Raw genomic sequence first — 23432 nt, forward strand, 5'->3', positions numbered from 1 at the left:
GAGTCCTTCACTTGGTGTAGTTGTAGACGGTCGCGCGGGAGACACCGAGGAGGTCGGCGATGGTCCGAGCGGCGTCGCGCGAGTCGAAGTAGCCGTCATGGTGCAGTTGCCGCACGAGTGCCTTCTTGTCCGCCCGGCTGAGCGACCTCGGGGTGCCGGCCCGCTCGGCGGCCAGAGCCTCCACCGTCCGGCGCAGCTCGCGCGCGTTGCGGTCCCGGAGCGTCTCCAGAGGCTGTTCGCGGTGGTCGGTGTCCGTGGCGACCAGGTTCGACAACGCGAGCGTGACCGGTGACAGCACGGAGACGTCGAGGTTCAGGCACAACGCCGCGATGTACTCGCCCGCGGCGTTCTTGATGCCGATGGAGGTGCTCTTCGCGGGACGGCCGTCCGGGAACCGGTTGGGGTAGTTCTGGATCACGCTCGGGTACTCGGGGTCCGCGATACGGGCCAGGCCCAGCTCGGTCGCGGAGTCCCCGACCTGACGGCCGGACAGGTTGTTCTCGATGGCGCGGATCGCGTGCCGCGGATCGCGCAGGTCGTGCAGGACCACCTCGCACAGGCCGGGGAACATCCGCCCCAGGGCGACAGCGATCTTCTCCGCCTCGCGGATGAGGTGGTCATCCGCGTCGGCCGGGACCCGCGGAGCCTGGCCGGTGGGCCGGTCCCGCTCCGTGGTTTCCGCGGTGTGGTCCATGGATCCTCTTCGTGGTGTCGAGGCATACGCCCAGGCGGGCCGCCCCGGCGTCACCTTTCACCGGCAAAAGTAATCCGCTCTGGCTCAATAGTCCAGATCTGAATTCTCCGTCCAACGCCCGGTGTCGAACGCACACGACCTCACCGCACGGGCGGGCCGGTCCGGCCGGTGGGGAATTCCTCGATGCCGAGCACCCGCAGCAGCTCCAGCCGTTCGCGGGTCTCGGCGTCCGCCGGGGTGAGCACGAGCAGCAGCTGCCCCTGGTCGGGGGTGACGAGGGTCTCGCAGTCCATCAGCAGGCGGCCCACCCTCGGGTGCAGCATGGCCTTGCGGTCGGCGCGCCGGACCGCCACCTCGTGCTCGGCCCAGAGCCGGCGGAAGTCGGCACTCGCGGCCCGCAACCGGTCGACGAGCCCGGTCACGGTGGGGTCGCCGGACCGGCGGCCGGCGGCCGCCCGCAGGTCGGCCACGAGCCGGCGGGCGTGGTACTCGTGTTCCTCGGGCGGGTAGACGGCGCGGGTGGCGGGGTCGGTGAACCAGCGGTGCACGAGGTAGCGCCGGTCGCCGGAGAGGCCGGTGTGGTCGCCCGACAGCAGGACGGCCGCCCGGTTCTGGGCGAGGACCTCGCTCAGGTCGGACAGCACCAGGGCCGGGGTGTCGCCGAGCAGATCGAGCATGCGCACCAGACCGGCGCGGGCCAGCCGGGCCACCGTGTCGGCGGGCGGGGGCCGGTGGCCGGCCAGGTGGAACAGATGGTCGCGCTCGTCGTCGGAGAGGCGCAGAGCTCGGGCCAGCGCACCGAGCAACTGGGGCGAGGGCTGGCTGCTGCGGCCTTGCTCCAGGCGTACGACATAGTCCACCGACACACCGGCGAGCATCGCCACCTCTTCCCGGCGCAGACCGGTGGTGCGGCGGCGGGGACCGTCGGCGATGCCGACCTCGGCCGGGCGGATCGCCTCGCGGCGGCGGCGCAGGAAGTCGGCGAGCTGGTCACGTTGCATGACCTCATGATCCCTCGCGGCGGACGCGCCGATCCAGGGAGCGGCGCTCCCAGGATGCACGCTCCGCTTCCGTACGTCGCGGCGCGAACCCAAGGTGGGTGACACATCGACGACGAAGGAGAGCACGATGCAGGCACGAACCCTGGGCAGCACCGGCCCGGCCGTCTCCGCGCTGGGTCTGGGCGCGATGGGCATGTCGGGCGCCTACGGCGCGACCGACCGCGCGGAGAGCATCGCCACCGTGCACGCCGCGCTGGAGTCCGGCGTCACGCTGATCGACACCGGTGACTTCTACGCCACGGGCCACAACGAGCTGCTGCTCGCCGAGGCGCTGCGCGGCCGGGACCGGGACAGCTATCAGCTGAGTGTGAAGTTCGGCGAGCTGATGAGCCCGGGAGCGGGCTTCGGCGGGCGCGACTGCCGTCCCGAGGCGGTGAAGAACTTCCTGGCCCACTCGCTGACCCGGCTGGGCACCGACCACATCGACATCTACCGTCCCGCCCGGCTGGACCCGGCGGTGCCGATCGAGGAGACGGTGGGCGCGATCAAGGAGATGATCGACGCGGGGTACGTGCGGCACCTCGGCCTCTCGGAGGTCGATGCGGCCACGATCCGCCGGGCGCACGCCGTGCACCCGGTCGCCGACCTGCAGATCGAGTACTCGCTGGTGTCCCGCGCGGTGGAGGCGGACGTTCTGCCCACGCTGCGGGAGCTCGGCATCGGCATGACCGCGTACGGCGTCCTCAGCCGCGGCCTGATCTCCGGGCACTGGACCGCCGGCCACACCGCCGGTCCGGGCGACTTCCGCGGCATGAACCCGCGGTTCACGAGCGGGAACGTGGAACACAACCTGACCCTCGTGGCGGCTCTGCGCCGGATCGCCGAGGCGAAGGGGTGCACCGTCGCCCAGCTGGCCATCGCCTGGGTGGCCGCGCAGGGCGAGGACATCGTGCCGCTGGTCGGCGCTCGCACCCGCGAGCGGCTGGCCGAGGCGCTGCCCGCCATCGAGCTGCACCTCAGCGCGGACGACCTGGCCGAGATCGAGAAGGCGGTGCCGCCGGGCGCGGCACGCGGCGACCGGTACCCGTCCGCCTTCATGGCCGACCTCGGCGTGGGCAACTGAGTCCGGCCCCCGGCGGGGCCCGCTCCGGCGCGGGTTCCGCCGGGGAAGCCGGCACCCTGGCGCCGAGGTGGGCCGGGCCTCGGCGGTCGCGGTCACCGCGGCACCTCCTCCGCTATTAGGTAGACTGACCTACCCAATACCTGGGAGGAACGTGATGAGCGATACCGGCGCCACGGCGGCGCGGCCCAGCAGGCGACGGGGGACCGCGCGCGAGCGGCTGCTCGCCGCCGCGTCGCGTCGCTTCTACGCGCACGGCGTGGCGGCGACAGGGATCGACACGATCACCGCCGAGGCAGGCGTGGCGAAGATGAGCCTGTACAACAACTTCTCCTCCAAGGCCGACCTGGTGCGGGCCTACCTCGAAGCGCGGCACGAGGAGTGGATGGGCCTGTACCGGCGGCGCCTGGAAGGCGTCCGGGACGGCCGCGACGGCGTCCTGGCCGTCTTCGACGCGTACGCCGATCACGCGGCCTTCGCCTATGAGCACGGTTTCCGGGGGTGTGGCCTGCTGAACGCGGCCGCCGAGCTGCCCGCCGGGGACGAGGGGCGGGCCGTCGTGCGCCGGCACAAGGAGGAAGTCGAGTCCCTGCTCGCCGGGCACCTGGAGCGACTGCTGCCCGAACGGCCCGAGGAGGCTCGCGCGGTGGCGGAGCATCTGGCGTTCCTGCTGGAGGGCGCGATGGCACGCGCCGGACTGGAGGGCGCGGGCACGCGCCTGGAGCATGCGCGGACGATGGCGGCGAACCTGCTGGACCGGCTGTGACGCGGTCCCCCTCGGACGCGGCCGGCTCGGTGGGCGTGGGGTCGTTGTGTGTGCTCGTGGCGTCGGTGCTGTGGGGCACCACGGGTACGGCCGCGACGTTCGCCCCGGCGGTGGGGCCCCTCGCGATCGGGGCCGTCGCCATGGGCCTGGGCGGTCTGCTCCAGGCCCTGATCGCCGCCCCGCGGATGGCGGGACAAGCGCCGGGCCTGCGCGCGCGGCGAGGGGTGGTGCTGCTCGGCGCGCTGGCGGTGGGGGCCTACCCGCCGGCGTTCTACAGCTCCATGCGTCTGGCGGGGGTCGCCGCCGGGACCGTGGTGTCGATCGGTTCGGCTCCGCTCGCCTCGGCCGTGATCGAGCGCGCGGTCGACGGACGCCGCCTCACGCGCCGCTGGATGACCGGCGCCACGCTGGGCCTGTCCGGGACGGTGCTGCTGTGCGCGGCCGAAGCGGCCAAGGGGCACTCCGGCCCCGGGGACGAGTCGGTGGGGTCCACCGTGCTCGGGGTGGCGCTGGGCCTGGTGGCCGGCTGCACCTACGCCCTGTACTCCTGGGCGGCCCACCGCCTGATCAGCCGCGGCATCACCTCAGGCGCGGCCATGGGTGCCGTCTTCGGGCTGGGCGGTCTGCTGCTCCTGCCCGTACTGCTGGCCACCGGCGCCCCGCTCCTCAGCTCCTGGACCAACACGGCCGTCGGCGCCTATATGGCGCTGGTGCCGATGTTCCTCGGCTACGTGCTGTTCGGCTGGGGTCTGGCGCATGTCCCGGCGAGCACCGCGACCACACTCTCCCTGCTGGAACCCGCCGTCGCGGCCGTCCTGGCCGTCCTGGTCGTCGGCGAACGCCTGCCCCCGCTGGGGTGGGTGGGCATCGCCCTGGTCGTCGGCTGCCTCGCCGTCCTCACCGCGCCGACCCGCGCCGCCGCTCCGCGGCCCCGGGCGACCACCCCGCGTCCGGACACCGGCGCCCGAGACGACAGCGCGGCTCGGCCCAGCCGCGCTCCGGTCCCGGACGCCATGCCGTCCGGGTCCGCCGCGGTGCACGGGGACATCGCCGGAGCCGATGCTCCGCGCCCGCCCCGTGCCCGCGACCGGTTCACCGCTTGACGGGACGTCAGCAGACCGCGGTGCGGTCGTAACGTCCGCCAACGGTGTGGAAGTACCGGCTCTGCTTGTTCGGGATGGACTGGCAGGAGGTGTCCCGCCAGGAGTGGACGACGACCTTGACGCGCATCGTCTTGCCGCAGTTGTTGTACACGTAGCCCGCGATGCCTCCGTCGGGGTTGTTGGTGACATCGCTCCGGTCGATGCACGCGGGTGCCGTACCGCCGGCGGCGGCGACGGGTGCGGGGGCGGCCTGCGCGGAAGCCGCGCCGCCCAGGACGCCCGCCAGGACGATCGCGGCCGAGCCGATGATGGCGTTGCGCTTCGTGGTCAGCATGAATCGTTGCCTTCCCTTCGGATGGTGGGGGCGGCGCGGGGTGGCCCGCGTCGCCCTTCCGGCTGTGTATCGAGGTTGCGGCCCGGTCACCGTCCGTTGCCAGGGGCCGTGCCGGAATGGGGGCTTCATGCGACGTCCCACCGGCTGACCTGCTGGGACGGTGCGGCGTATGACGCGAGTGTGGGACGCGCCGGAGCAACGGACCGAAGCCGGAGCTGCTGACGGGGCGTTGTCGACCGCGCCCGTCTCCACCGGGGCGGCTCCGTGCACCCCGGCAGGGGCGGTGTGTCAGCTCGCCGTCCGGTCGGCCTGACCGGTGTTCGCGCTGGAGGTGGCGATCGCCGCCTTCGTCTTCCTGGTGGTGCTGGGTGCGCTGGTGTTCTCCGTGGTGCACCGCCGGGCAGGTGTCGCCGGCACGCCGTCAGAGCGTGCCGAACGGCCCCGGCTGGAGCTGTTGGTAGCGGCCGGTGTAGGGCAGCTCATCCACGCCCGGCTCGAAGAAGAAGGTGAGATAGACACCGGTCAGCACGAGCACCAGAAAGCTGTAGAGGGCGAGCTCGCCGAGCAGGAAGGACCAGTGGTCGGGAAACGCCTTGCGCAGTCCCCCCTTGCCGAGCTCCATCAGCGGCAACCGCGCGTCGAGCGCCACCGCCACCCGTTCGCCGCGCGCCACCGTGTCCCTCCCCCGGACCCGCTTGTGTGACGCCGACACCACACCTCCACCTCCCGGTTGCCGCCTGCCAGGACGGTCGCCAGGCCGGTCGCGCCACAGAGGTCCCCGAGGACCGCCGACGACGAAACGCGTGGTCCACCCATCGGAGGCGGCGCGGGACGGTCCGTTCACCGGCCGGTGGGCCACCGGCCGGGTCACCGCATGAGGCGTACCGCCGCCTCGAGGAGTTGCGCGTGGACGAACGCCTGGGGCAGGTTGCCTCGCAGCTGGCGCTGGCGGACGTCGTACTCCTCGGCGAACAGACCCGGCGGGCCGCAGGCGGCCCGGGTGCGCTCGAACCAGCGGAAGGCGCTGAGGGTGTCTCGCTGGTGGTGGGCGGCGAGCGCCATCATGAAGCCGCACAGCAGGAAGGCGCCTTCGGCCTCGCCCAGGCGCTGGTCGCCGTGGCCGAAGCGGTAGAGGTAGCCGTCCTGGGACAGTCGTGCCTCGATGAACCGGCGGGTGCGCGGCCCACTGGGGTCGTCCGGGGGGAGACAGCCACGGGCCAGCGGCAGCAGCAGGGCGGCTTCCGGTCCTGCGTCGTCCTCGGCACGGCACCAGTGGCCCCGAGGGCTCAGGCAGCGGCGGCGGGTTTCGCGCAGGATCGCCTCGGCGAGGCCGTCCCAGTGGCGGGCGGCGGCCCGGTCCCGCACCTCCCGCGCCGCGGCCCGCAGACCGGCCACCGCACACAGCCGTGAGTGGGTCCACCAGTGGTTCTCCAGCTCCCACAAGCCCGCGTCCGGGCGCGTCCAGTCGCGCTCGACGGCGGCCGCGGCCACGTCGAGGGCGCGGCGCGCGTCCCCCTCGAGCCGGTCGAGCCGGGCGGCGGCCGCGTACAGCTGGAGGATCTCGCCGAAGGAGTCCAGCTGGAACTGCCGGCCGGCGCGGTTGCCCACCCGGTCGGTGCCGCCCGGGTAGCCGGGCAGCGGCAGGGAGCGCTCCTCGGCCACCGTGTCCCCGTCGACGGTGTAGGCGGGGCGCAGGTCGCCGCCGTCGGCCAGCAGACGCTCGGTCACGAAGCCGACGCCCGCGTCCAGGAGGGGGTGCGGGCCGTGCGCGGCCACCGCCAGACCGGCGTAGCACTGGTCGCGGATCCAGGCGAACCGGTAGTCGTAGTTGCGTCCGCTCTCGGCGCGCTCCGGGAGCGAGGTGGTGGCGGCGGCCACCATGGCGCCGGAGCTGCTGGTCAGTCCGCGGAGGATGGCGTAGGCGTGCCGGGCGTCGCGCGGCGCGGCCAGCTCCGAGCAGTCCGGTACGGCACCGGCCCAGTGGCGTTCGGTCGCCTCCCACAGGCGCTTTGGATCCAGCTCCTCCGTCCCCGCCCCGGTGCCGATCTCCAGGACCAGGTCATGCGTGTGGCCGGCGGTCACCACCGGACGGGCCTCCAGCACCCCCGGCCGGCCGGGGGTGGCGTCGGCCGCTCCGACCAGGCGCAGGTGCAGTCCGCCGCCGTGGGCCGACCAGATTCCGCGCTCCTGCCGCATGCCGGTCATGGTGTGAGCGCCAAAGCCGGGGCGTACGTCGAGCCGCAGCCTCACGTGTGCGTCGCCACGCACGGCCCGGATCCGGCGCAGGAGAACCAGCCGGTCCGGGGCGGCGGGCACAGCCAGCGCCTCCCGGCATTCGATCACACCGTCACCGGTGACCCAGCGGCCGACGTGGATGAGGGTGCCTTCCTCGTAGAAGCCGCCCCAGACGTTCCAGTGGTCCTCGGGGCCGAGGAGGTACTCCCCCGGCCCGCCGATCAGGGTGGAGAACACCGCGTCGCTGTGCCAGCGGGGTGCGCACAGCCACGCCATCTCGCCACGTGGCCCCACCAGGGCGCCGCGTTCACCGTCGCCGAGGAAGGCGTACTCGCGGAGGGTCCACGGCGACGACGCGCGCGCGGTCGATGGCGTCGGGCCGCGCCGCGGACCCGGAGGCGTGTCGTTCATCCTCCTCCTCTCCGCGGGAGTTTCGCGGTGAGACCCCCGGGTACCCGGCCGGGCCACGGAAAACGGTGGGAGGAATACGCGTCGGGCACGCCGACCGACCGCGTGGGTGTGTCCTGCCCGGTCCAAGGATCCGCAGGGCCGTCCGTGGTCCGACGGTTCCGCGGGAGATCACGATGGGCAACAAGCAGCACAGGCCCCAGATCGTCGTCGTGACCGGTGCCAGCGCCGGCATCGGCCGCGCGACGGCTCACGCCTTCGCCGCCCGGGGTGCGGCCGTCGCCCTGCTGGCGCGCGGCGCGCGCGGCCTGGAGGCCGCCGCGGAGGAGGTGCGGACGGCCGGTGGCCACCCCCTGCCGATCGGCGTCGACGTCTCCGATCCCGAGGCCGTCGAAGCGGCGGCCACCCGGGTGGAGCGGGAACTGGGGCCGATCGACATCTGGGTGAACGCCGCCTTCAGCACGGTTTTCGCGCCCGTCCAGGAGGTCGGGGCGGAAGAGCTCGAGAGGGTCATGCGCGTCACGTATCTGGGATTCGTCCATGGCACGCAGGCGGCTCTGCGCCGCATGGCGCCCCGGGACCACGGCACCATCGTGCAGGTCGGCTCCGCCCTCGCGCACCGCGGCGTTCCGCTCCAGTCCGCCTACTGCGCGGCCAAGCACGCCATCCAGGGCTTCCACGAATCCCTGCGCTGCGAACTCCTGCACGATCGCAGCCGGGTACGGGTCACCATGGTGCATCTGCCCGGCGTCAACACCCCCCAGTTCAGCTGGGTCCTCTCCCGTCTGCCCCGGCACCCTCAGCCGATGCCGCCGATCTACCAGCCGGAAGTCGCCGCGCGGGGGATCGTGTACGCCGCCGACCATCCCCGCCGACGCCAGTACTGGGTGGGCGGCTCCACCGCCGCGACCCTGATCGGGCACACGTTCGCCCCCGGGCTGCTCGACCGCTACCTCGCCCGCACCGGCTACTCGTCCCAGCAGATGTCCCAGCCACGCGGCCCGCACCAGCCGACGAATCTCTGGGACCCCGCCGATGACATCGACGGCCGCGACTACGGGACGCACGGAGTCTTCGACGACCAGGCGACGAACCGCAGTGCCCAGCTGTGGGCCTCCCAGCACCACGGGCTGCTGACCGCCGCCGGGGCGGCCGCCGGAGCCCTCGTCTGCGCCCTGGTCCTCCGTAGCAACCGACACGCTTCGCCGCCGGCTCACGGGGCAGCCCGGACCGTCCGCCGCACGACCGGTTGACCGCGGGCGCGTTTCCCCGGCTTCGCCCTGGACCGGGTCCGGTCGGCTTCACTGCTTGCCGACACCTTGCCAGTTGCTCAGGCGTCGCTCTACCCTCACAGGCAGAAAGCGCTTTCCGGCCGCAGAGCCGCACCGGTGGAGGCGACGTCCGCGGTCTCTGCGGCGTTCGCGCACGAGCCGCAGTCGACCAGGGTGCAATGCCTGGCGGATGCGGCGCTTTCCCAGGGTGCCGTCGCGCCGCCGAAGCGAGAAGCGGTCCGGCAACACGAGGGGTGAAAGCGTTTTCCTCGCAAGCCATCGCAAGTCATCGCATGCCCTCGCAAGGCCAAGGACAGCGGGGGTCAACGCCCCGGCCCAGCAAGCTCGCCTTCACAGACCGATGGAGACCAGAATGAGACGATTAGTCGCGCTGCGGCTCTACGCAGCGCTGTTCGTGGCGGCCCTTACGGGCGCGGCCGCCGCGTTCCTGTCGATGCCCGCGGCGTCCGCGGCGACGGGCAGCGCCACCGGCTATGCGACCCAGAACGGGGGGACCACCGGCGGGGCGGGCGGCCAGACGGTCCGGGCCACCACGGGAACCGAGATCCACGCGGCCCTGTGCAACCGGGCCAGCAGCAGCACCCCGATCACCATCGAGGTCCAGGGGACCATCAATCACGGCAACACCGAGAAGGTGTCGGGCGACAGTTGCGACACGGCCGCCGGGGTGATCGAGCTCAAGCAGATCAGCAATGTCACGCTCGTCGGGGTCGGCAACGGGGCCGTCTTCGACCAACTGGGCATCCACGTCCGCGAATCCAGCAACATCATCATCCAGAACGTGACGGTACGGAACGTGAAGAAGTCCGGTTCGCCCACGTCCAACGGCGGCGACGCGATCGGCATGGAGAGCGACGTCCGCAACGTCTGGGTCGACCACGTCACGCTGGAGGCGTCGGGCGGGGAGGACGAGGGATACGACGGCCTGATCGACATGAAGAACAACACCCAGTACGTGACCCTGTCCTACAGCATCCTGCGCAACTCCGGCCGTGGCGGCCTCATCGGGTCCAGCGAGAGCGACCTCTCCAACGGCTTCGTCACCTTCCACCACAATCGGTACGAGAACATCGACTCCCGTACGCCCCTGCTGCGCGGCGGCACGGCCCACGTCTACAACAACCACTACGTGAGCCTCAACGAGTCCGGCATCAACTCCCGCGCCGGCGCCAAGGCCAAGGTGGACAACAACTACTTCGAGGACTCCAAGGACGTCCTGGGCACCTTCTACACCGACGCGGCCGGCTACTGGCAGGTCAGCGGCAACATCTTCGACAATGTGGCCTGGTCCAGCCCCGGTGACGAGAACAACCCGGCCGGTCCCGACCCGAAGTCCAACACCACGGTCAGCATCCCCTACTCCTACACCCTGGACCGGGCCGACTGCGTACCGGACATCGTGAGCCGGACGGCAGGGGCCAACACGGGGCTGCGGGTGTCGGACGGCAACTGCACACCGCAGAGCCCCGACCCGACCGAGCCCACACCCGAACCCACCGATCCCACACCCGAACCCACCGATCCCACACCCGGACCGACCGAGCCCGGCGGGACCAACCTCAGCATCGGAGCCGGCGCCGACGGCTCCAGCAAGGCCAGCGGTACGAGCTATGGCAATGTACGCGACGGTGATGTGAGCACGTATTGGTCGCCGGCCGCCTCGACCGGGTCCATCTCGATCAAGTGGGGCTCCGCCACCACCGTGTCCAAGATCAACATTGTGGAGACATCGGCCTCCGCCGGCCGCATCGGGTCCTGGCGAGTCGTCAACGCCGACACCGGCGCCGTCCTGACCTCCGGCAGCAAAGCGGGCGTCATCACCTTCCCCCAGACCTCGCTGCGCAAGATCACCTTTGAGATCACCGGCTCCTCCGGCACACCGCAGATCGCCGAGTACGAGACCTACGCCGGATAGCGGCGATACCTCCACTGCGGACGTGCGCTGCCTGGGTGCCGCACACCCAGGCAGCGCACGTCCTGGTTGGCGGCTCGCCGGGCGGCCAAGCTCGGTGGCGACGGAACGACGCCGAGGGGTGAGCGCGGTGTGCCGCACCAGTGCGCCCGCGAACGCCCGCACGGCTCAGCAGCGAGGAAGACGACGATGACGATGGATGACGAGGCGTTGCGCGGCTCGGTGGCGGTGGTCACCGGTGCCGCACGTGGCGTGGGCAGGGCCACCGTGGCGTGGCTGCACGCCCGGGGCGTACGGGTACTGGCCGAGGACATCCGGCCCGAGGTGCGGGATCTGAGTGCCCGGTTCGACGGTGTGGCCACCTTGGTCGGCGATGTCTCCCGGGAGGAGACGGCCCTGCGCGCCGTGGAGCTGGCACAGGAGCGTTTCGGCGGCTTGGACATCCTGGTCAACAACGCCGGGCGGACCCTGAACAAACCGCTCACCGAGACCTCGGCGGCGGACTGGGACACCCTGATGGCCGTCAACGCCCGTGGCGCGTTCCTCCATGCCCGGGAGGCGTTCCGGGCCATGCGCGAGCACGGCCGGGGCGGGGCGATCGTCAACGTCGGCTCCTACACCTGCACCGTCGCCCTGCCCGAGGGGTCGGCGTACACGGCGTCCAAGGGAGCTCTGGCACAGCTGACCAAGGTCATCGCACTGGAGGGCGGACCCCACAACATCAGGGCCAACATCGTGGCGCCGGGCGTGATCGAAACCGACATGCTCGACACCATCCGCGACGACAGCCGCGCCTATCTGCGCTCCTTCGCCGGGGCGCATCCGCTGGGCCGCGTCGCGCAGCCGGAGGAAATCGCCGAGATCATCGGCTTCCTCGCCTCGGCCCGCTCCAGCTTCATGACCGGCGCCGTCGTAGCCGCCGACGGCGGCTTCACCGCCGCATGACCCGGCACACCGCCGGCCCACCGGAACAGGGCGCGGTCCGCCCCTGCCCACCACGATCGAGAGAGAACGACAGCGTTATGACTGCACGACGACTCGACCACAAGGTCACGCTGATCACCGGCGCCACCGGAGGAATCGGCGCGGCGACCGCCGAACTGTTCGCCCGCGAAGGCGCACGGCTGATCATCACCGATGTCGCCGAGGAGCCCCTCCAGGCACTGGCACGGAAGATCGAGGCGATCGGCGCGGAGGTGGTCACCGCCTGTCTGGACGTCTCCTCCGCCCCGCAGTGGCACGAGGTGATCACTTCCGTACAGGAGCGATTCGGCACCCTGGACGTCCTCGTCAACCTCGCGGGCATCCTGGACTGGCCAGGCATCGAGGACACCGAGGAAGACGCGTGGGACCGCGTCATCGACATCGACCAGAAGGGCACCTGGCTCGGGATGAAGGCGGCCATGCCCCTGCTGCGGGCCACCGGCAACGCCTCAGTGATCAACACCTCGTCCGTCCTGGGCCTCGTGGGAAGCGGGGCAGCCGCGGCATACCAGGCGGCCAAGGGCGCCGTGCGGCTGCTGAGCAAGACGGCCGCCGTCGAATACGCCCTCCAGGGGGTGCGGATCAACTCCATCCATCCCGGTGTCATCGCCACGCCGATGATCCAGGACATCCTGGACGAGCAGGGCGATCAGCAGCCGGACATCGTACGCACCCCGATGCGCCGCGCGGGCCGCCCCGACGAGATCGCCTCCGCGATCCTCTTCCTCGCCAGTGACGAGTCCTCATACGTCACCGGTGCCGAACTGGTGGTCGACGGCGGCCTCACCGCCCACTGACCCCGGAGGCCAGCACACCGGCGGTCATGGTGCGCGGGTCGTTGAGCTGGATGGGCGTGCCCTCGTCCACGAGCCGACGGCCCACCTCCACGATGCGTTGCCCATTGCGGGCGGCGGCGCCCGAGAAGCTGACGGGCAGTCACCGGGTCGATTCGGGGCGGGTGTTCACGGTTGGCTACTCCAACGGCGGGCAGATGGTGCTGCGCCTGTCCCACGAGGCGCCGGAGCTGCTCGCGGGGGCCGCGGTGCCGGCGGCGACCATGCCGGCGCCGGAGGACTTCCTGGTGGCCGACGCGCCGCCCGCGCCGATGCCGGTGCTGCTGGTCCACGGGACGAAGGACCCGATCGTCGGCTACGCGGGCGGCAGGATGAGCTGGTGGGTACGGACGCTGTTCAAGGTCGGCGGGCGGAACCTGTCGATGCCGCAGACCGCGGCCTCCTTCGCGGCGCGCAACGGCATCACCGGTGAGCCGGTCAGCAGGACGCTGCGAAAGCGGGCGGGCTCGGCCGGCGGAACGTCGGTCGAACGCACCGACTACCGGCAGCAGGGGCGGCTGCCGGTGACGCTGTACACGGTGCACGGCGGCGGGCACACCATCCCCGGCCCCGGTAAGGCACTCCGCCGTGCTCGGCAGGACCCACCAGGACGTGAACACCGCCGAGCCGGTCGACGAGTTCTTCGGGCTATCGCAGTAGCCGGCCTGGTCGTGGTGAGTACTGCTACAGGGCAGCCAGGGCCGTGGCGCCGAGGGCGATCAGGGCCGGCACCTTCAGCATTTCCAGGGCGACGTAGACGTGGTGGGCACCCGAGCGGGGAGGGTGCTCCCCGGCCAGCACCCGGCTGCTGCGCCGCTGGAGGAACGGTCGGACCGCCGCCAGTTGCACGATCAGCAGCACCGCGACGATGCCGGTGAGCACGGCGACGGCCACCGTGGGGCCCGCGGCCAGGACCGCCACCACGGTCACGACGGCGAGGACCGCCTCGGTGGTGTTGAGCGCCCGGAAGACCAGCCGGCCGATGCCGAGGCCCAGGCGAGTGGCCTCGGCGTCCTCTTCGACGTGGTTGCGGAGTGCGCGGAACCTGAGCGGCGTCTCCAGTAGGGAGATGCCCACGACCGTGCCCAGCCAGGTGAAGGCGGTGGCGGCCGTCAGCGCGGCCAGGCTGTGGTTCATCACGAGCTCTCCGTGTTCTCGACGGTACTTCCCCGGGGCGCCGGCCCAGCGGTCGGTCCCCACACGTCCCGCAGTGTCGCACTGATCGGTTCGGGCTGCCGGGCGGACCCCCTGCTCGCCGCCACGCCGTCATCGGCCTGTGGTGCGTGGACACCAGGACATGTGGGTGGCTGGTCCGGGTGCACCAGGGGAAGACGGCGCCGGGAGACGATGCCCGGCAGAGCCTTCGGAGGGAAGTGTGGGAGGCGCGTGAATCCCGCGCGTTCCTTGCCCAGCGATGTCCGGAGTGATCGGCAGGTGGCGGGTCCACGCACGTGCTCGCGACCAACGATGAAAAGGACGTCCATGTCTCAAACCGCGGTTTCCCCGGTCCGTATCGGGAGGCCGGCGATCGGTGCCCTCGGCATCCTGGCACTCGCCCTCGGCACCCTTCAGTCAGTGGTGGAGCCTGCGCTCCCGATGCTCCAACGTGAGCTGGACGTCAGCCCCGCCGAAGGGGCATTGGTCGGCAACACGTTGCTGGTCACCGGCGCGGTCGTCGCACCCGTCGCAGGCAAACTCGGCGACCGCTACGGCGGGAAGTCGGTGCTGGTCCGGCTGATGGCCGTGGTCTCGGCCGGTGGTCTGCTGGCCGGCCTGGCGCCGAACCTGCCGGTGTTGTTGCTCGGTCAGATATTGCAGGGCGTCATGGTGGGTGCGCTGCCCCTCTCCTTCATCCTGGTGCGCGACCACCTCCCGGCAGGAGCATCACAGCTGGCGATCGGTGTGGTCATGGCGCTGTTCACCGGCGGCGGCATGGTGGGAACGCTGTTTGCCGGGCCGATTGCCGAAGGACTGTCCTGGCATTGGATGTTCGCGCTGCCGACGATCGTGATCATCGCGATGACGTTGGTCGTGACTCGGCTGATGCCGCATGATCCGCCGACCCGATCGGAGACCGGCATCGACTGGCCCGGCATGGTTCTGCTGAGCGGCACGTTGCTCGCCTTCATGCTCGGGCTGGTGAAGATGACGGGCGACGGCATGCCGCCACTCGCCGTCGGTGCCATCGCGGTGGTGGTGGCCGCCCTGGCGACCGGATGGGTCGTGGTCGAGCGCCGGGCAGCCTCGCCGATGGTCGATCTACGCATGCTGGCCAAGCCCGCGATGTGGCATTCCTGCGTGCTCACCCTCGTCATCACCACCAGCTTCGGGATGGTGGCCTTTCTGCTCCCGCAGCTGTTCGCGGTATCGGCCGACGGGTACGGCTTCGGACTCGACACCACCGACATCGGACTGTTCCTGCTGCCCGGCGCCATCGCCGGGGCGGTAAGCGATTCGCTCGGCGGGGTCGCGGCGCGGCGTTTCGGCCTGCGTGCCGTGCTCATCGTGGGCGCCGTCGTCACGGCGGCCACGATGATCGCCCTGGTGTCACTGCACACCGCGGCATGGCAGCTCGTCCTCGCGAAGGCGCTGGCCGCTATCGGCGCGGGCGTCGGTACCACGGCGTTGCTCACCCGAACCGCCACCGCTGTCGAGACCAGGGACACCGGGATCGCCACCAGCCTGCTCGTGGTGACACGCGTGATCGGCGTCGCCGGGGGCTCCCAGGTCGCCGGCGCGATCCTCGACGCCGGGGCCCTCCCGGGGACGGGCCGGCCGGCCGAATCGGCCTTCGTCACCGGTTTCGCCGTCGCCGGCCTCGTCGCCGCACTGTCACTGCTCGTTGTCCGTATCACGAAGAAGGAAGTTCAGGCATGACGCCTACCGGTCTGTCGATGGACGTGAGTACTCCCGCGAAGCGCAACGTCCTGATCTCCGGGGCCAGCATCTCCGGACCCGCGCTGGCGTACTGGCTGCACCGGTCCGGATGCGCGGTCACCGTGGTGGAGAAGGCAGGCGCACTGCGCGGCGGTGGCTATCCGATCGACATCCGCGGTACCGCGATAGAGGTGGTCCGGCGGATGGGGATACTGCCGCACCTGCGGGACGCGCACATCGACTCGCGTCGCTGCACTTTCCTCAACGCCGATGGCAGCACCTTGACCTCGCTCCGCCCGAGCGCCGTCGCCGGCGGTGTCGAGGGACAGGACCTCGAGGTGCGTCGTGGGGATCTGGCCACGGCCCTGTACGGAAAAGTCCGCGACGACGTGGAATTCCTGTTCGGCGACGCCATCGACACTCTCGACCAGTCCGGACAAGGCGTCGACGTCACCTTCCGCAGTGGGCGACGGCGCACGTTCGACCTGGTGGTCGGCGCCGACGGGATGCACTCGGCCACCCGTGAGTCCCTGTTCGGCCCGGAAGAGCAGTTCCACCGCTACCTCGGCTACTGCTTCGCCCTCTTCACCATGCCGAACACCTTCGGGCTCTCCCGCGAGCTGGTGTTGTGGAACACCCCGGGGAAAGCCGCGGCCCTCTACGCCGTCGGGGACAGCGACGAGCTGCACGCCTTCTTGAACTTCCACCAGCCGGAACCGCCGTTGGACGCCCTCCGGAACCCCGACGCCCAGCGGGATCTGGTCGCCACGGTCTTCGCAGACGCGGGATGGGAGGTGCCGGGCATGGTCAGCGCCATGCGCGACGCGGATGACCTGTTCTTCGACACAGCCGGTCAGATCCGCATGCCCCACTGGTCCAGCGGCCGCGTCGCGCTCGTCGGCGACGCCGCGTACGCACCCTCGTTCCTCACCGGACAAGGCTCGAGCCTTGCGCTGGTCGGTGCCTACATGCTCGCCGACGCCCTGGCCACGAACCGGGACCACACCGCGGCCTTCGCCGCCTACGAACGCGACGTGCGCGGGTTCGTCGCCATGAATCAGGCCCTGGTCGACAACGGTGGGGCCAGGCTCTTCCCCACCACGGCGCGGGCACTGGAGCAACGCAACACCATGCTGCGTGGCCTCGTCACCATGCCCGCCGCGGCGGCACGACCGGCCCACTCAGCGCTTACGCTGCCCGAATGCGCCCCGCCGCCGGGAACAGGCGGTCCGCGCTGATGGGTGCGCCGGACCGGAGCCCGTCGCTGACCTCCACGGCCGGCACGGGCCGTCCGTTGACGGCCCTCGGTAGCGGGCTACGACAGCCGGTCGGTGCCGCCGTCGGGGGCGGCGTGGGCCAGGCCCGTCCGGTAGGCGATGACGACGAGTTGCGCCCGGTCGCGGGCCCCCAGCTTCGTCATGGCGCGCTGCACGTGGGCGCGGACGGTGAAGGGGCTGAGGAACATCCGCTCGGCGATCTCCTGGTTGGACAGGCCGGTCGCGACCAGAGCCACCATCTCGCGTTCGCGCGGGGTGAGCACGGCGAGCTGTTCGGGGTGGTGCGGCGGGGCACCCTCCGGTGTGGCCAGGAAACGGGCGACCAAGGAACGAGTCGCGGCGGGGGACAGAAGAGTGTCGCCGTCGGCGATCGTACGCACGGCGTCCAGCAGGGCCTCGGCCCCGATGCCCTTGCCGATGAAGCCGCCGGCCCCCGCGCGCAGCGCCTGGGCGACGTACTCGTCGGTCTCGTAGGTGGTGAGGATCAGGATGCGGCTGGCACGCAGTTCCGGGTCCGCGCAGATCTCCGACGTGGCGGTGAGACCGTCCACCTCCGGCATACGGATGTCCATGATCACCACGTCCGGGCGCAGCTCCCGGGTGAGTCTCACCGCCTCCATGCCGTCGGCGGCCTCACCGACCACGGTGATGTCGTCGGCGGTGTCGAGAAGTATCCGGAAGGCATCGCGCAGCAGGGCTTGATCGTCGGCGAGCAGTACGCGGAGCGTCACGGCGCACCCCCGGCCTCTCCATCGCCCGTCCGTCCGTCGCCTGTCGCCCCGTCGGCCGTCCGCCCCGCGGTGGTTGCCGCTCCGTCAGTCCCGTGCGTCGTGTCCTTGGCGGGTGGGAGGGGCAGCTGGGTGGAGACGAGGAAGCCGCCCTCCGGGCGCCTGCCCGCGGAGAGGTGTCCCCCGACCGCGGTGGCGCGTTCACGCATCCCGATCAGACCGTAACCTGACGGACGGTCCGGCACCGTGGCCGTACTCGGTCCCGTGGCCGTACTCGGTCCTGTCGACGGGGTCGGCGCCGTACGGGCACCGGCCCCGTCGTCGGCGACGGTGATGGTCACGCGATCGCGGCTCCAGGCGAGGCGCACCCGGGCGCTACCGGTACCGGCGTGCTTGGTCACGTTGGTCAGGGCCTCCTGGATGATGCGGTAGGCGGTGAGGTCCACTCCCGGCGGCAGCGGCCTGGCCGTGCCCTCCTGGTGCACCGACACCTCCAGGCCCGCGCGGCGGAAGGACTCGAGGAGCGTGGGAAGCCGGGACAGGCCGGGCGCCGGTTCGGCGGGCGCGGCCGTGTCCCCGGACTGGCGCAGCAGACCGACCGTGGCCCGCAGTTCGTCGAGCGCGTTGCCGGTGGTCTCGACGAGCTCCTTCAGGCTCTTGCGGGTCTGCTCCGGGCGGGTGTCGAAGAGGTGGGCGGCGACCGTGGCCTGCGCGTTGGCCAGGGTGATCTGATGGGCCACCAGGTCGTGCAGTTCCCGGGCGATGCGCACCCGTTCCTCGGCCACCCTCCGGCGCGCCTCGCTGTCCCGGCTCTCCTCGGCCCGCCGGGCCCGTTCCTCCACGGCCGCCAGGTAGGCCCGTCGGTTCTGCGCCGAGTGCCCGAGTACGCCGGCCACCAGGGGGAACGCCGCCACCGCTGCCATCCTGCTCGCGTCCTGCCACGAGAGGGCCCCGAACAAGGGGGCGAAGGCGACCAGCAGCGCCGCGGAGGTGAGCGACACCGCGCTCGCCGCGTGTCGTTCGGTGCGCACGATGAGCGAGTAGGCGGTGATCACGGCGGGGGCCACGATGAGCGGGCTCAGCAGGAGGCCCAAGGACGGCGCCAGCACCCCGCTCACGGTCGTGACCGCCATGGCGGCCAGGGGCGCCCTGTGCCGCACCGGCAGCACGGCACAGGACACCACGGCGATGACGTAGGCGGCGGCAGGCGGCGGTGACAGCCTGCTGCCGTCGTCCTGCACCATCCCGCCGAGCAGACACAGCGCGAACGCCGCCGCCGTGATCGCTCCTTCCCGCCACCCTGTGTCGCGTGGTCGCGGGCCACCGCCGCCCGTGTTCGTCATGGCAGGTCCCGGCCGGCGGAGAGCCGCGGCACCGCTGCGTCCGGCGCGGTCGCGGAGGCCGGGACATGCCTGCTCAGTGCCTCACCCTCGATATCCACATTCGGCAGCACACGGTTCAGGATACGGGGCAGCCACCAGGCCCGGTGGCCGAGCAGTGCCAGGACCGCGGGTGCGATCGCCATCCGGACCACGAAGGCGTCGAAGGCGACGGCGGCGGCCAGGCCGACGCCCATCGTCTGGATGGTGGGGCTGCTCATCCCGATGAATCCGGCGAACACGCTGACCATGATGATCGCCGCCGCGGCCACCACCCGTCCGCTGTGCCGGAAACCGCCCACGATCGCCTCGCCGGGGGACGCGCCATGGACGTAGGCCTCCCGCATCCGGGTGAGGAGGAAGACCTCGTAATCCATGGCGAGGCCGAACACGATGCCGATGATGAGAATGGGCATCAGCGACATGACCGGTCCGGTCTGCTCGATGCCGACCAGGTCCGCCGCCCAGCCCCACTGGAAGACGGCGACCAGGACACCGAACGCGGCACCCACCGACAGCAGGAAGCCGAGCGCGGCCTTGACCGGGACCAGGACCGAGCGGAAGACCACCATCAGCAGGAGCACCGCCAGCCCGATGACCACGGTCAGATAGGGAATGAGGGCGTCGGACATGGCTTCGGAGATGTCGATGTTCATCGCGGTGGTGCCGGTCACCAGGATGCCGGCGCCCGTTTCGGCCTCGACGCCGGAGACCGCGCCCCGGATCGCGTGCACCAGGTCCTTGGTCTCGCCGCTGTTCGGCGCGGTCCGCGGGACGACGGTGAGGACGGCGGTGTCCTTGGTCCGGCTGAGCACCGGATCACCGACCGAGGCGACCCCGTCCACTCCCCGTACGGTCGTGGCGACCAGGTCCGTGGTGGTCCGGGTGTCCCCGGACCCCGAAGACGCCGATGTGTCCACGACCACGGTCAACGGGCCGTTGAAGCCGGGGCCGAAGCCTTCTGACAGCAGGTCGTAGGCACGGCGCTGGGTGGTCTCCACCGACTTGGACTCGTCCCCGGGCAGCCCGAGTTCGAGGCTCAGCGCCGGTAGCGCGACGGCGCCGAGACCGAGTCCGGCGGTCAGCAGCACGGCGGCCGGACGGCGCAGCACGAACCGCGCCCAGCGGGTGCCGAGCCCGGACCGGCCGGCCGCGGTGGGCGCCGGGTGCGGGCGGTCGCTTCCCGAGCGGCGATACGAGGGCGCCTTGCGGACGGCGCGGGACAGTACCCGGCGACCGAAGAAGCCGAACAGCGCGGGAACCAAGGTCAGTGCGACGAGCACGGCAAGGGCCACGGCGCCCGCGCCGCCCATGCCCATCTTGGTGAGTTCGGGGATTCCGACGACCCCCAGCCCGACCAGGGCGATGAAGACGGTCGCGCCGGCGAAGACGACGGCGGAACCGGCCGTGCCCACCGCCCGGCCGGCGGCCTCCTCCGGCTCGCTGCCCCGGGCGCGCTCATCACGGAAGCGGGAGGTGATGAAGAGTGCGTAGTCGATGCCGACCGCCAGCCCCAGCATCAACGCCAGGATGGCGACGGTGGACGTCAGGCCCAGCGGAACGGCCAACGCGGAGACCAGGCCGAAGGCGACGGCCACGCCCACGAAGGCGGTCAGCAGCGACAATCCGGCCGCCACCACCGACCCGAGGGCGAGGACCAGCACCACCGCCGCCACCGCCACGCCGATGATCTCCGTCGTACCGCCCGGTGCCTCGTCCGCATCCAGGGCCGAGCCGCCGATCTCCACGGTCAGCCCGGCGTCCCGGGCCCGGCTCGCGGCGTCCTCCAGGGCGTTCTTCGTCGGCTCGGTCAGGTCGACGGCGTCCGCGGTGTAGGTGATCGTGGAGTAGGCGATGGTGCCGTCCTCGCTGACATCGCCGGTCTCATAGGGGTCGGTGGCCGACGCGACCTGATCGCCCCCGTCCAGCGAGCCGAGCGTGTCCTCGACGGCCGCCTTGTTCTCCCTGGCCGTCACCCGCTGCCCGGCCGGGGCCCGGAACACCAAACGGGCCTCGGCACCCTGGGAGTTGCTTTCGGGGAAGCGCTCGTCCAGCAGGTCGAACGCCTTCTGGGACTCGGTGCCGGGCATGGAGAGGTCCTCTTCCTTCCCCTCCGGCGCCATGGCGGCCGCGGCGATGGCCAGCACCAGGACACCCAGCCACAGACCACCCACGAGCCGGCGCCGCCGGAAGGCCCACCGTCCGATCCGGTAAAGAAAGGTCGCCACCTGTCGATCACTCCAGACACCGCTAGGAATGGGAAGTTGCGCGGGATTCACGCGCCTCCAACCCTTCCCTCCGGCGCCCCTGCCGGGCATCGTCCCCCGCCGCCGTCTTCCCCTGGTGCACCCGGACCAGCCCCTCCTATGCCCTGGTGCCTACGCACTACGGACCGGGGCCGGGGCGGGCTTTGACAGCGAGGATTCACACCGGCGGCGCGGCCTCCGTTTCCCGCACGGGCATCCCCACCGCCTTACGCCGGGACGGCGCCATCGGTGTGCTGCTCGTCGGTCTCCGGCTCGTGCGCCGGGGTACTGAGCTGCTCGCGCAGATAGTTCCAGACCACGCCGATCAGCGCCGCCACCGGTACGGCGAGCAGACTGCCCACGATGCCGGCCAGGCTCCCACCCAGCGTCACCGCCAGCAGGATCACCGCCGCGTGCAGGCCGAGCCCGCGGCTTTGGATCATCGGCTGGAACACGTTGCCCTCGAGTTGCTGCACCACGACAATGATCGCCAGTGCGATCAGAGCGTCCGTCACACCGTTGAACACCAACGCGATGAGCACCGCGACCGCACCCGCGAACAGGGCACCCACGATCGGCACGAAGGCGGAGACAAAGGTCAGGACCGCCAGCGGGAGGACCAGGGGTACCCCCAGAGCCCACAGGCCGAGTCCGATGCAGACGGCGTCGAGCAGGCCGACGAATGCCTGGGACCGCACGAAGGCGCTCAGCGTGTCCCAACCGCGCGCGGCCACGACCGGGATGTCGGTGGCGAGCCGGCCGGGCAGTTGACGGCTGAGCCACGGCAGGAACCGCGGGCCGTCCTTGAGGAAGAAGAACATCAAGAAGAGCGCCAGAACGGCGGTGACCAGACCGTCGACCACGGTGCTCAACCCCGTGACGGCAGCGGTGACCACGGTGCCGGCACTGTCCTGGAGACGGGCGACCGCGGCGTCGGCGGCCTTGTCGATCTGGTCGTCGCCGATGTTCAGCGGCGGCCCGGCGGCCCACTGGCGCACCTGGTGGATGCCTTCGGTCACACCATCGGTCAGTTCCCCGGACTGGGCGGCCACCGGCACCGCGATCAGCGCCACGACGCCCGCGGCGACCAGGAGGAACAGCACGGTCACGGTCGACGCGGCCAGGGCGGGCGGCCACCCGTGGCCGCGCAGGAAACGGGCCAGGGGCCAGGTCAGTGTGGTCAGGAGCAGGCCGACGACGAGTGGCCAGACGACCGACCACATCTGGCCCAGAAGCCACAGGGCCGCCGCGGCCATCACAAGGACGAGAAGCACATCAAGGGACGTACGCGCCGATGCGCGGAGCGCGGCACGGGTTTTCGTTGAACTCAACATGGCGGGCATGGCACCACCGGTACCACATTTCCCGCCTCGCTATCGCCGCTGTCGGGCGGCCACCAGGAGGTCCACCAGGTAGGTCTCCTCCACCGTCCCGTCCGGGAAGACCTCACGGAGGCGATCGCGCTCCGCGGTGAGGAACGACTGGGTACCGGCCTCGCCGAGCACGAGAAACGCCGAGTGGCTGGTGATGTTGGCGAGGTGGGTGTCGAGGGGCACGGCGCGGCTCCATCGCACCTGACGGCGTGTGAAGTGCAGACCGGGGAGGCCCGCGAGCTGCGCGGCACGGTTGTCGTCGGGTCGCCTCCGGTCAGTCGGCCTCACCCCGCAGTGCGTTGCGATGCGCTGGTGCTGGGCGGCGATCCACGGCACGTCGAAGGCGGTGGTGTTCCACCAGACCGCCAGCGCGCCACCCGGGCGCAGGACGCGCAACGCCTCGGGAACGGACCGGTCGGTATCGGTCCAGTGCCAGGACTGCGCGTACGTGACCAGGTCACAGGAGCCGTCCGCCAGCGGCAGGGCATTGCCGTCGCCCCGCACGACCGGGACATCCGGGAGCGTGCGGCGGAACTGGGCGGCCATGCCCGCACCCGGTTCGACGGCGATCACATCGGCGCCGCGCTCGCGCAACAGGACGGTGGCAATTCCGGTGCCCGCGCCGATGTCGGCGACACGGGCGCCCGCGAGGGGACGTCCGATGAACTCCTGGACGGCGTCCAGGACGGCGGGCGGGTACGACGGGCGGTACGCGGCGTACTGTGCGGCGGCCGCGTTGAACGAGTGGGCACGCGAGATGGCGGTCATCCGCTCATCCTCGTCCTTGCTCACGTTCGTCGGCCACCCTCTTTTGTTTCTGTGCGTGGACGGGCCATTGTGCGTGGACGGGCCATACAACGACTTCGGCCG

22 protein-coding genes and 1 pseudogene are annotated in these 23432 nt (G+C 71.4%); 10 read left to right on the plus strand and 13 right to left on the minus strand.

The features are described from left to right. Positions 1-7: 7 nt before the first annotated feature. Together N6H00_RS01455 and N6H00_RS01460 are read right to left on the minus strand one after the other, a co-directional pair. Positions 8-694 carry a helix-turn-helix transcriptional regulator gene (locus N6H00_RS01455; RefSeq protein ID WP_268969652.1) on the minus strand — a complete coding sequence of 229 codons (687 nt, stop codon included), beginning with the start codon at positions 692-694 and terminating at the stop codon, positions 8-10. A 140-nt stretch (positions 695-834) separates the two neighbouring features. Next, positions 835-1695: a helix-turn-helix transcriptional regulator gene (locus N6H00_RS01460; RefSeq protein WP_268969653.1), complete on the minus strand. Its 861-nt coding sequence runs from the start codon at positions 1693-1695 to the stop codon at positions 835-837. 127 nt (positions 1696-1822) lie between these two features. On the opposite strand from N6H00_RS01460, the gene N6H00_RS01465 reads away from it, so the two are divergent. From N6H00_RS01465 to N6H00_RS01475, 3 genes are all read left to right on the plus strand, one after another. Then, on the plus strand, positions 1823-2818 hold the full coding sequence (locus N6H00_RS01465; protein WP_268969654.1) for an aldo/keto reductase: 996 nt from the start codon (positions 1823-1825) through the stop codon (positions 2816-2818). 154 nt (positions 2819-2972) lie between these two features. Further along, positions 2973-3581 (plus strand): TetR/AcrR family transcriptional regulator, encoded by a 609-nt coding sequence (locus N6H00_RS01470; RefSeq protein ID WP_268969655.1) that lies wholly within the window; start codon positions 2973-2975, stop codon positions 3579-3581. Next, complete coding sequence (locus tag N6H00_RS01475) at positions 3578-4684, plus strand: DMT family transporter (RefSeq protein ID WP_268969657.1); 1107 nt, start codon at positions 3578-3580, stop codon at positions 4682-4684. Before N6H00_RS01470 ends, N6H00_RS01475 begins: the two co-directional genes overlap by 4 nt. Positions 4685-4691: 7 nt before the next feature. Here N6H00_RS01475 and N6H00_RS01480 read toward each other — a convergent pair whose 3' ends face one another. From N6H00_RS01480 to N6H00_RS01495, 4 genes are all read right to left on the minus strand, one after another. Continuing rightward, entirely contained in the window at positions 4692-5018 is a 327-nt protein-coding gene (locus tag N6H00_RS01480; protein ID WP_268969658.1) for a hypothetical protein, read from the minus strand. Between the two features lie 288 nt (positions 5019-5306). Further along, positions 5307-5435 (minus strand): hypothetical protein, encoded by a 129-nt coding sequence (locus N6H00_RS01485; RefSeq protein WP_268969660.1) that lies wholly within the window; start codon positions 5433-5435, stop codon positions 5307-5309. Positions 5436-5439: 4 nt separating this feature from the next. Continuing rightward, entirely contained in the window at positions 5440-5730 is a 291-nt protein-coding gene (locus N6H00_RS40400; protein ID WP_443072891.1) for a hypothetical protein, read from the minus strand. A gap of 155 nt (positions 5731-5885) precedes the next feature. Continuing rightward, the gene (locus tag N6H00_RS01495; RefSeq protein WP_268969662.1) at positions 5886-7664 is read right to left on the minus strand and encodes a glycoside hydrolase family 15 protein; all 1779 of its coding nucleotides are present in this window, start codon (positions 7662-7664) and stop codon (positions 5886-5888) included. Positions 7665-7837: 173 nt separating this feature from the next. Here N6H00_RS01495 and N6H00_RS01500 point away from each other — a divergent pair, with 173 nt between their 5' ends. The 5 genes and pseudogenes from N6H00_RS01500 to N6H00_RS40405 form a co-directional block, all read left to right on the plus strand. After that, positions 7838-8914, plus strand: a complete 1077-nt coding sequence (locus N6H00_RS01500) for an SDR family oxidoreductase (RefSeq protein ID WP_268969664.1) — start codon at positions 7838-7840, stop codon at positions 8912-8914. 391 nt (positions 8915-9305) lie between these two features. Then, positions 9306-10868, plus strand: coding sequence for a pectate lyase family protein (locus N6H00_RS01505; RefSeq protein WP_268969665.1), 1563 nt, complete (start codon positions 9306-9308; stop codon positions 10866-10868). Between the two features lie 186 nt (positions 10869-11054). Beyond that, positions 11055-11810 carry an SDR family NAD(P)-dependent oxidoreductase gene (locus N6H00_RS01510; protein WP_268969666.1) on the plus strand — a complete coding sequence of 252 codons (756 nt, stop codon included), beginning with the start codon at positions 11055-11057 and terminating at the stop codon, positions 11808-11810. A 77-nt stretch (positions 11811-11887) separates the two neighbouring features. Continuing rightward, positions 11888-12646, plus strand: coding sequence for an SDR family NAD(P)-dependent oxidoreductase (locus N6H00_RS01515; protein ID WP_268969667.1), 759 nt, complete (start codon positions 11888-11890; stop codon positions 12644-12646). Between the two features lie 194 nt (positions 12647-12840). Continuing rightward, positions 12841-12957: pseudogene (locus N6H00_RS40405) on the plus strand (hypothetical protein); the annotation flags it as partial. Positions 12958-12998: 41 nt separating this feature from the next. On the opposite strand, the gene N6H00_RS01520 reads toward N6H00_RS40405, so the two are convergent. Next, positions 12999-13178 (minus strand): hypothetical protein, encoded by a 180-nt coding sequence (locus tag N6H00_RS01520; RefSeq protein WP_268969668.1) that lies wholly within the window; start codon positions 13176-13178, stop codon positions 12999-13001. A 188-nt stretch (positions 13179-13366) separates the two neighbouring features. Continuing rightward, positions 13367-13819 carry a hypothetical protein gene (locus N6H00_RS01525; RefSeq protein ID WP_268969670.1) on the minus strand — a complete coding sequence of 151 codons (453 nt, stop codon included), beginning with the start codon at positions 13817-13819 and terminating at the stop codon, positions 13367-13369. A gap of 345 nt (positions 13820-14164) precedes the next feature. On the opposite strand from N6H00_RS01525, the gene N6H00_RS01530 reads away from it, so the two are divergent. Together N6H00_RS01530 and N6H00_RS01535 are read left to right on the plus strand one after the other, a co-directional pair. Further along, the gene (locus tag N6H00_RS01530) at positions 14165-15559 is read left to right on the plus strand and encodes an MFS transporter (protein ID WP_268969671.1); all 1395 of its coding nucleotides are present in this window, start codon (positions 14165-14167) and stop codon (positions 15557-15559) included. After that, positions 15556-16797, plus strand: coding sequence for an FAD-dependent monooxygenase (locus N6H00_RS01535; RefSeq protein ID WP_268969673.1), 1242 nt, complete (start codon positions 15556-15558; stop codon positions 16795-16797). The genes N6H00_RS01530 and N6H00_RS01535 overlap by 4 nt, the downstream gene beginning before the upstream one ends. A gap of 77 nt (positions 16798-16874) precedes the next feature. Here N6H00_RS01535 and N6H00_RS01540 read toward each other — a convergent pair whose 3' ends face one another. From N6H00_RS01540 to N6H00_RS01560, 5 genes are all read right to left on the minus strand, one after another. Continuing rightward, a complete protein-coding gene (locus tag N6H00_RS01540) occupies positions 16875-17567 on the minus strand; it encodes a response regulator transcription factor (RefSeq protein WP_268969674.1) in 693 nt (230 codons plus the stop codon). Next, positions 17564-18907: a sensor histidine kinase gene (locus tag N6H00_RS01545; protein ID WP_268969675.1), complete on the minus strand. Its 1344-nt coding sequence runs from the start codon at positions 18905-18907 to the stop codon at positions 17564-17566. Before N6H00_RS01545 ends, N6H00_RS01540 begins: the two co-directional genes overlap by 4 nt. After that, positions 18904-21171 (minus strand): MMPL family transporter, encoded by a 2268-nt coding sequence (locus N6H00_RS01550; RefSeq protein WP_268969676.1) that lies wholly within the window; start codon positions 21169-21171, stop codon positions 18904-18906. Before N6H00_RS01550 ends, N6H00_RS01545 begins: the two co-directional genes overlap by 4 nt. Before the next feature lie 245 nt (positions 21172-21416). Then, on the minus strand, positions 21417-22532 hold the full coding sequence (locus N6H00_RS01555) for an AI-2E family transporter (RefSeq protein ID WP_268969677.1): 1116 nt from the start codon (positions 22530-22532) through the stop codon (positions 21417-21419). Between the two features lie 30 nt (positions 22533-22562). Next, entirely contained in the window at positions 22563-23330 is a 768-nt protein-coding gene (locus tag N6H00_RS01560; RefSeq protein ID WP_268976823.1) for a class I SAM-dependent methyltransferase, read from the minus strand. Positions 23331-23432: the final 102 nt, after the last annotated feature.

The organism is Streptomyces sp. S465, assembly GCF_026898115.1.
Lineage (GTDB): Bacteria > Actinomycetota > Actinomycetes > Streptomycetales > Streptomycetaceae > Streptomyces > Streptomyces luomodiensis.

What these genes read in the sequence shown, in the direction of transcription:
- N6H00_RS01455 (WP_268969652.1), bottom strand. Translation starts at nt 694, where the DNA reads ATGGACCACACCGCGGAAACCACGGAGCGGGACCGGCCCACCGGCCAG.
- N6H00_RS01460 (WP_268969653.1), bottom strand. Translation starts at nt 1,695, where the DNA reads ATGCAACGTGACCAGCTCGCCGACTTCCTGCGCCGCCGCCGCGAGGCG.
- N6H00_RS01465 (WP_268969654.1), top strand. Translation starts at nt 1,823, where the DNA reads ATGCAGGCACGAACCCTGGGCAGCACCGGCCCGGCCGTCTCCGCGCTG.
- N6H00_RS01470 (WP_268969655.1), top strand. Translation starts at nt 2,973, where the DNA reads ATGAGCGATACCGGCGCCACGGCGGCGCGGCCCAGCAGGCGACGGGGG.
- N6H00_RS01480 (WP_268969658.1), bottom strand. Translation starts at nt 5,018, where the DNA reads ATGCTGACCACGAAGCGCAACGCCATCATCGGCTCGGCCGCGATCGTC.
- N6H00_RS01495 (WP_268969662.1), bottom strand. Translation starts at nt 7,664, where the DNA reads ATGAACGACACGCCTCCGGGTCCGCGGCGCGGCCCGACGCCATCGACC.
- N6H00_RS01500 (WP_268969664.1), top strand. Translation starts at nt 7,838, where the DNA reads ATGGGCAACAAGCAGCACAGGCCCCAGATCGTCGTCGTGACCGGTGCC.
- N6H00_RS01505 (WP_268969665.1), top strand. Translation starts at nt 9,306, where the DNA reads ATGAGACGATTAGTCGCGCTGCGGCTCTACGCAGCGCTGTTCGTGGCG.
- N6H00_RS01510 (WP_268969666.1), top strand. Translation starts at nt 11,055, where the DNA reads ATGACGATGGATGACGAGGCGTTGCGCGGCTCGGTGGCGGTGGTCACC.
- N6H00_RS01515 (WP_268969667.1), top strand. Translation starts at nt 11,888, where the DNA reads ATGACTGCACGACGACTCGACCACAAGGTCACGCTGATCACCGGCGCC.
- N6H00_RS01525 (WP_268969670.1), bottom strand. Translation starts at nt 13,819, where the DNA reads ATGAACCACAGCCTGGCCGCGCTGACGGCCGCCACCGCCTTCACCTGG.
- N6H00_RS01530 (WP_268969671.1), top strand. Translation starts at nt 14,165, where the DNA reads ATGTCTCAAACCGCGGTTTCCCCGGTCCGTATCGGGAGGCCGGCGATC.
- N6H00_RS01535 (WP_268969673.1), top strand. Translation starts at nt 15,556, where the DNA reads ATGACGCCTACCGGTCTGTCGATGGACGTGAGTACTCCCGCGAAGCGC.
- N6H00_RS01545 (WP_268969675.1), bottom strand. Translation starts at nt 18,907, where the DNA reads ATGACGAACACGGGCGGCGGTGGCCCGCGACCACGCGACACAGGGTGG.
- N6H00_RS01555 (WP_268969677.1), bottom strand. Translation starts at nt 22,532, where the DNA reads ATGCCCGCCATGTTGAGTTCAACGAAAACCCGTGCCGCGCTCCGCGCA.
- N6H00_RS01560 (WP_268976823.1), bottom strand. Translation starts at nt 23,330, where the DNA reads ATGACCGCCATCTCGCGTGCCCACTCGTTCAACGCGGCCGCCGCACAG.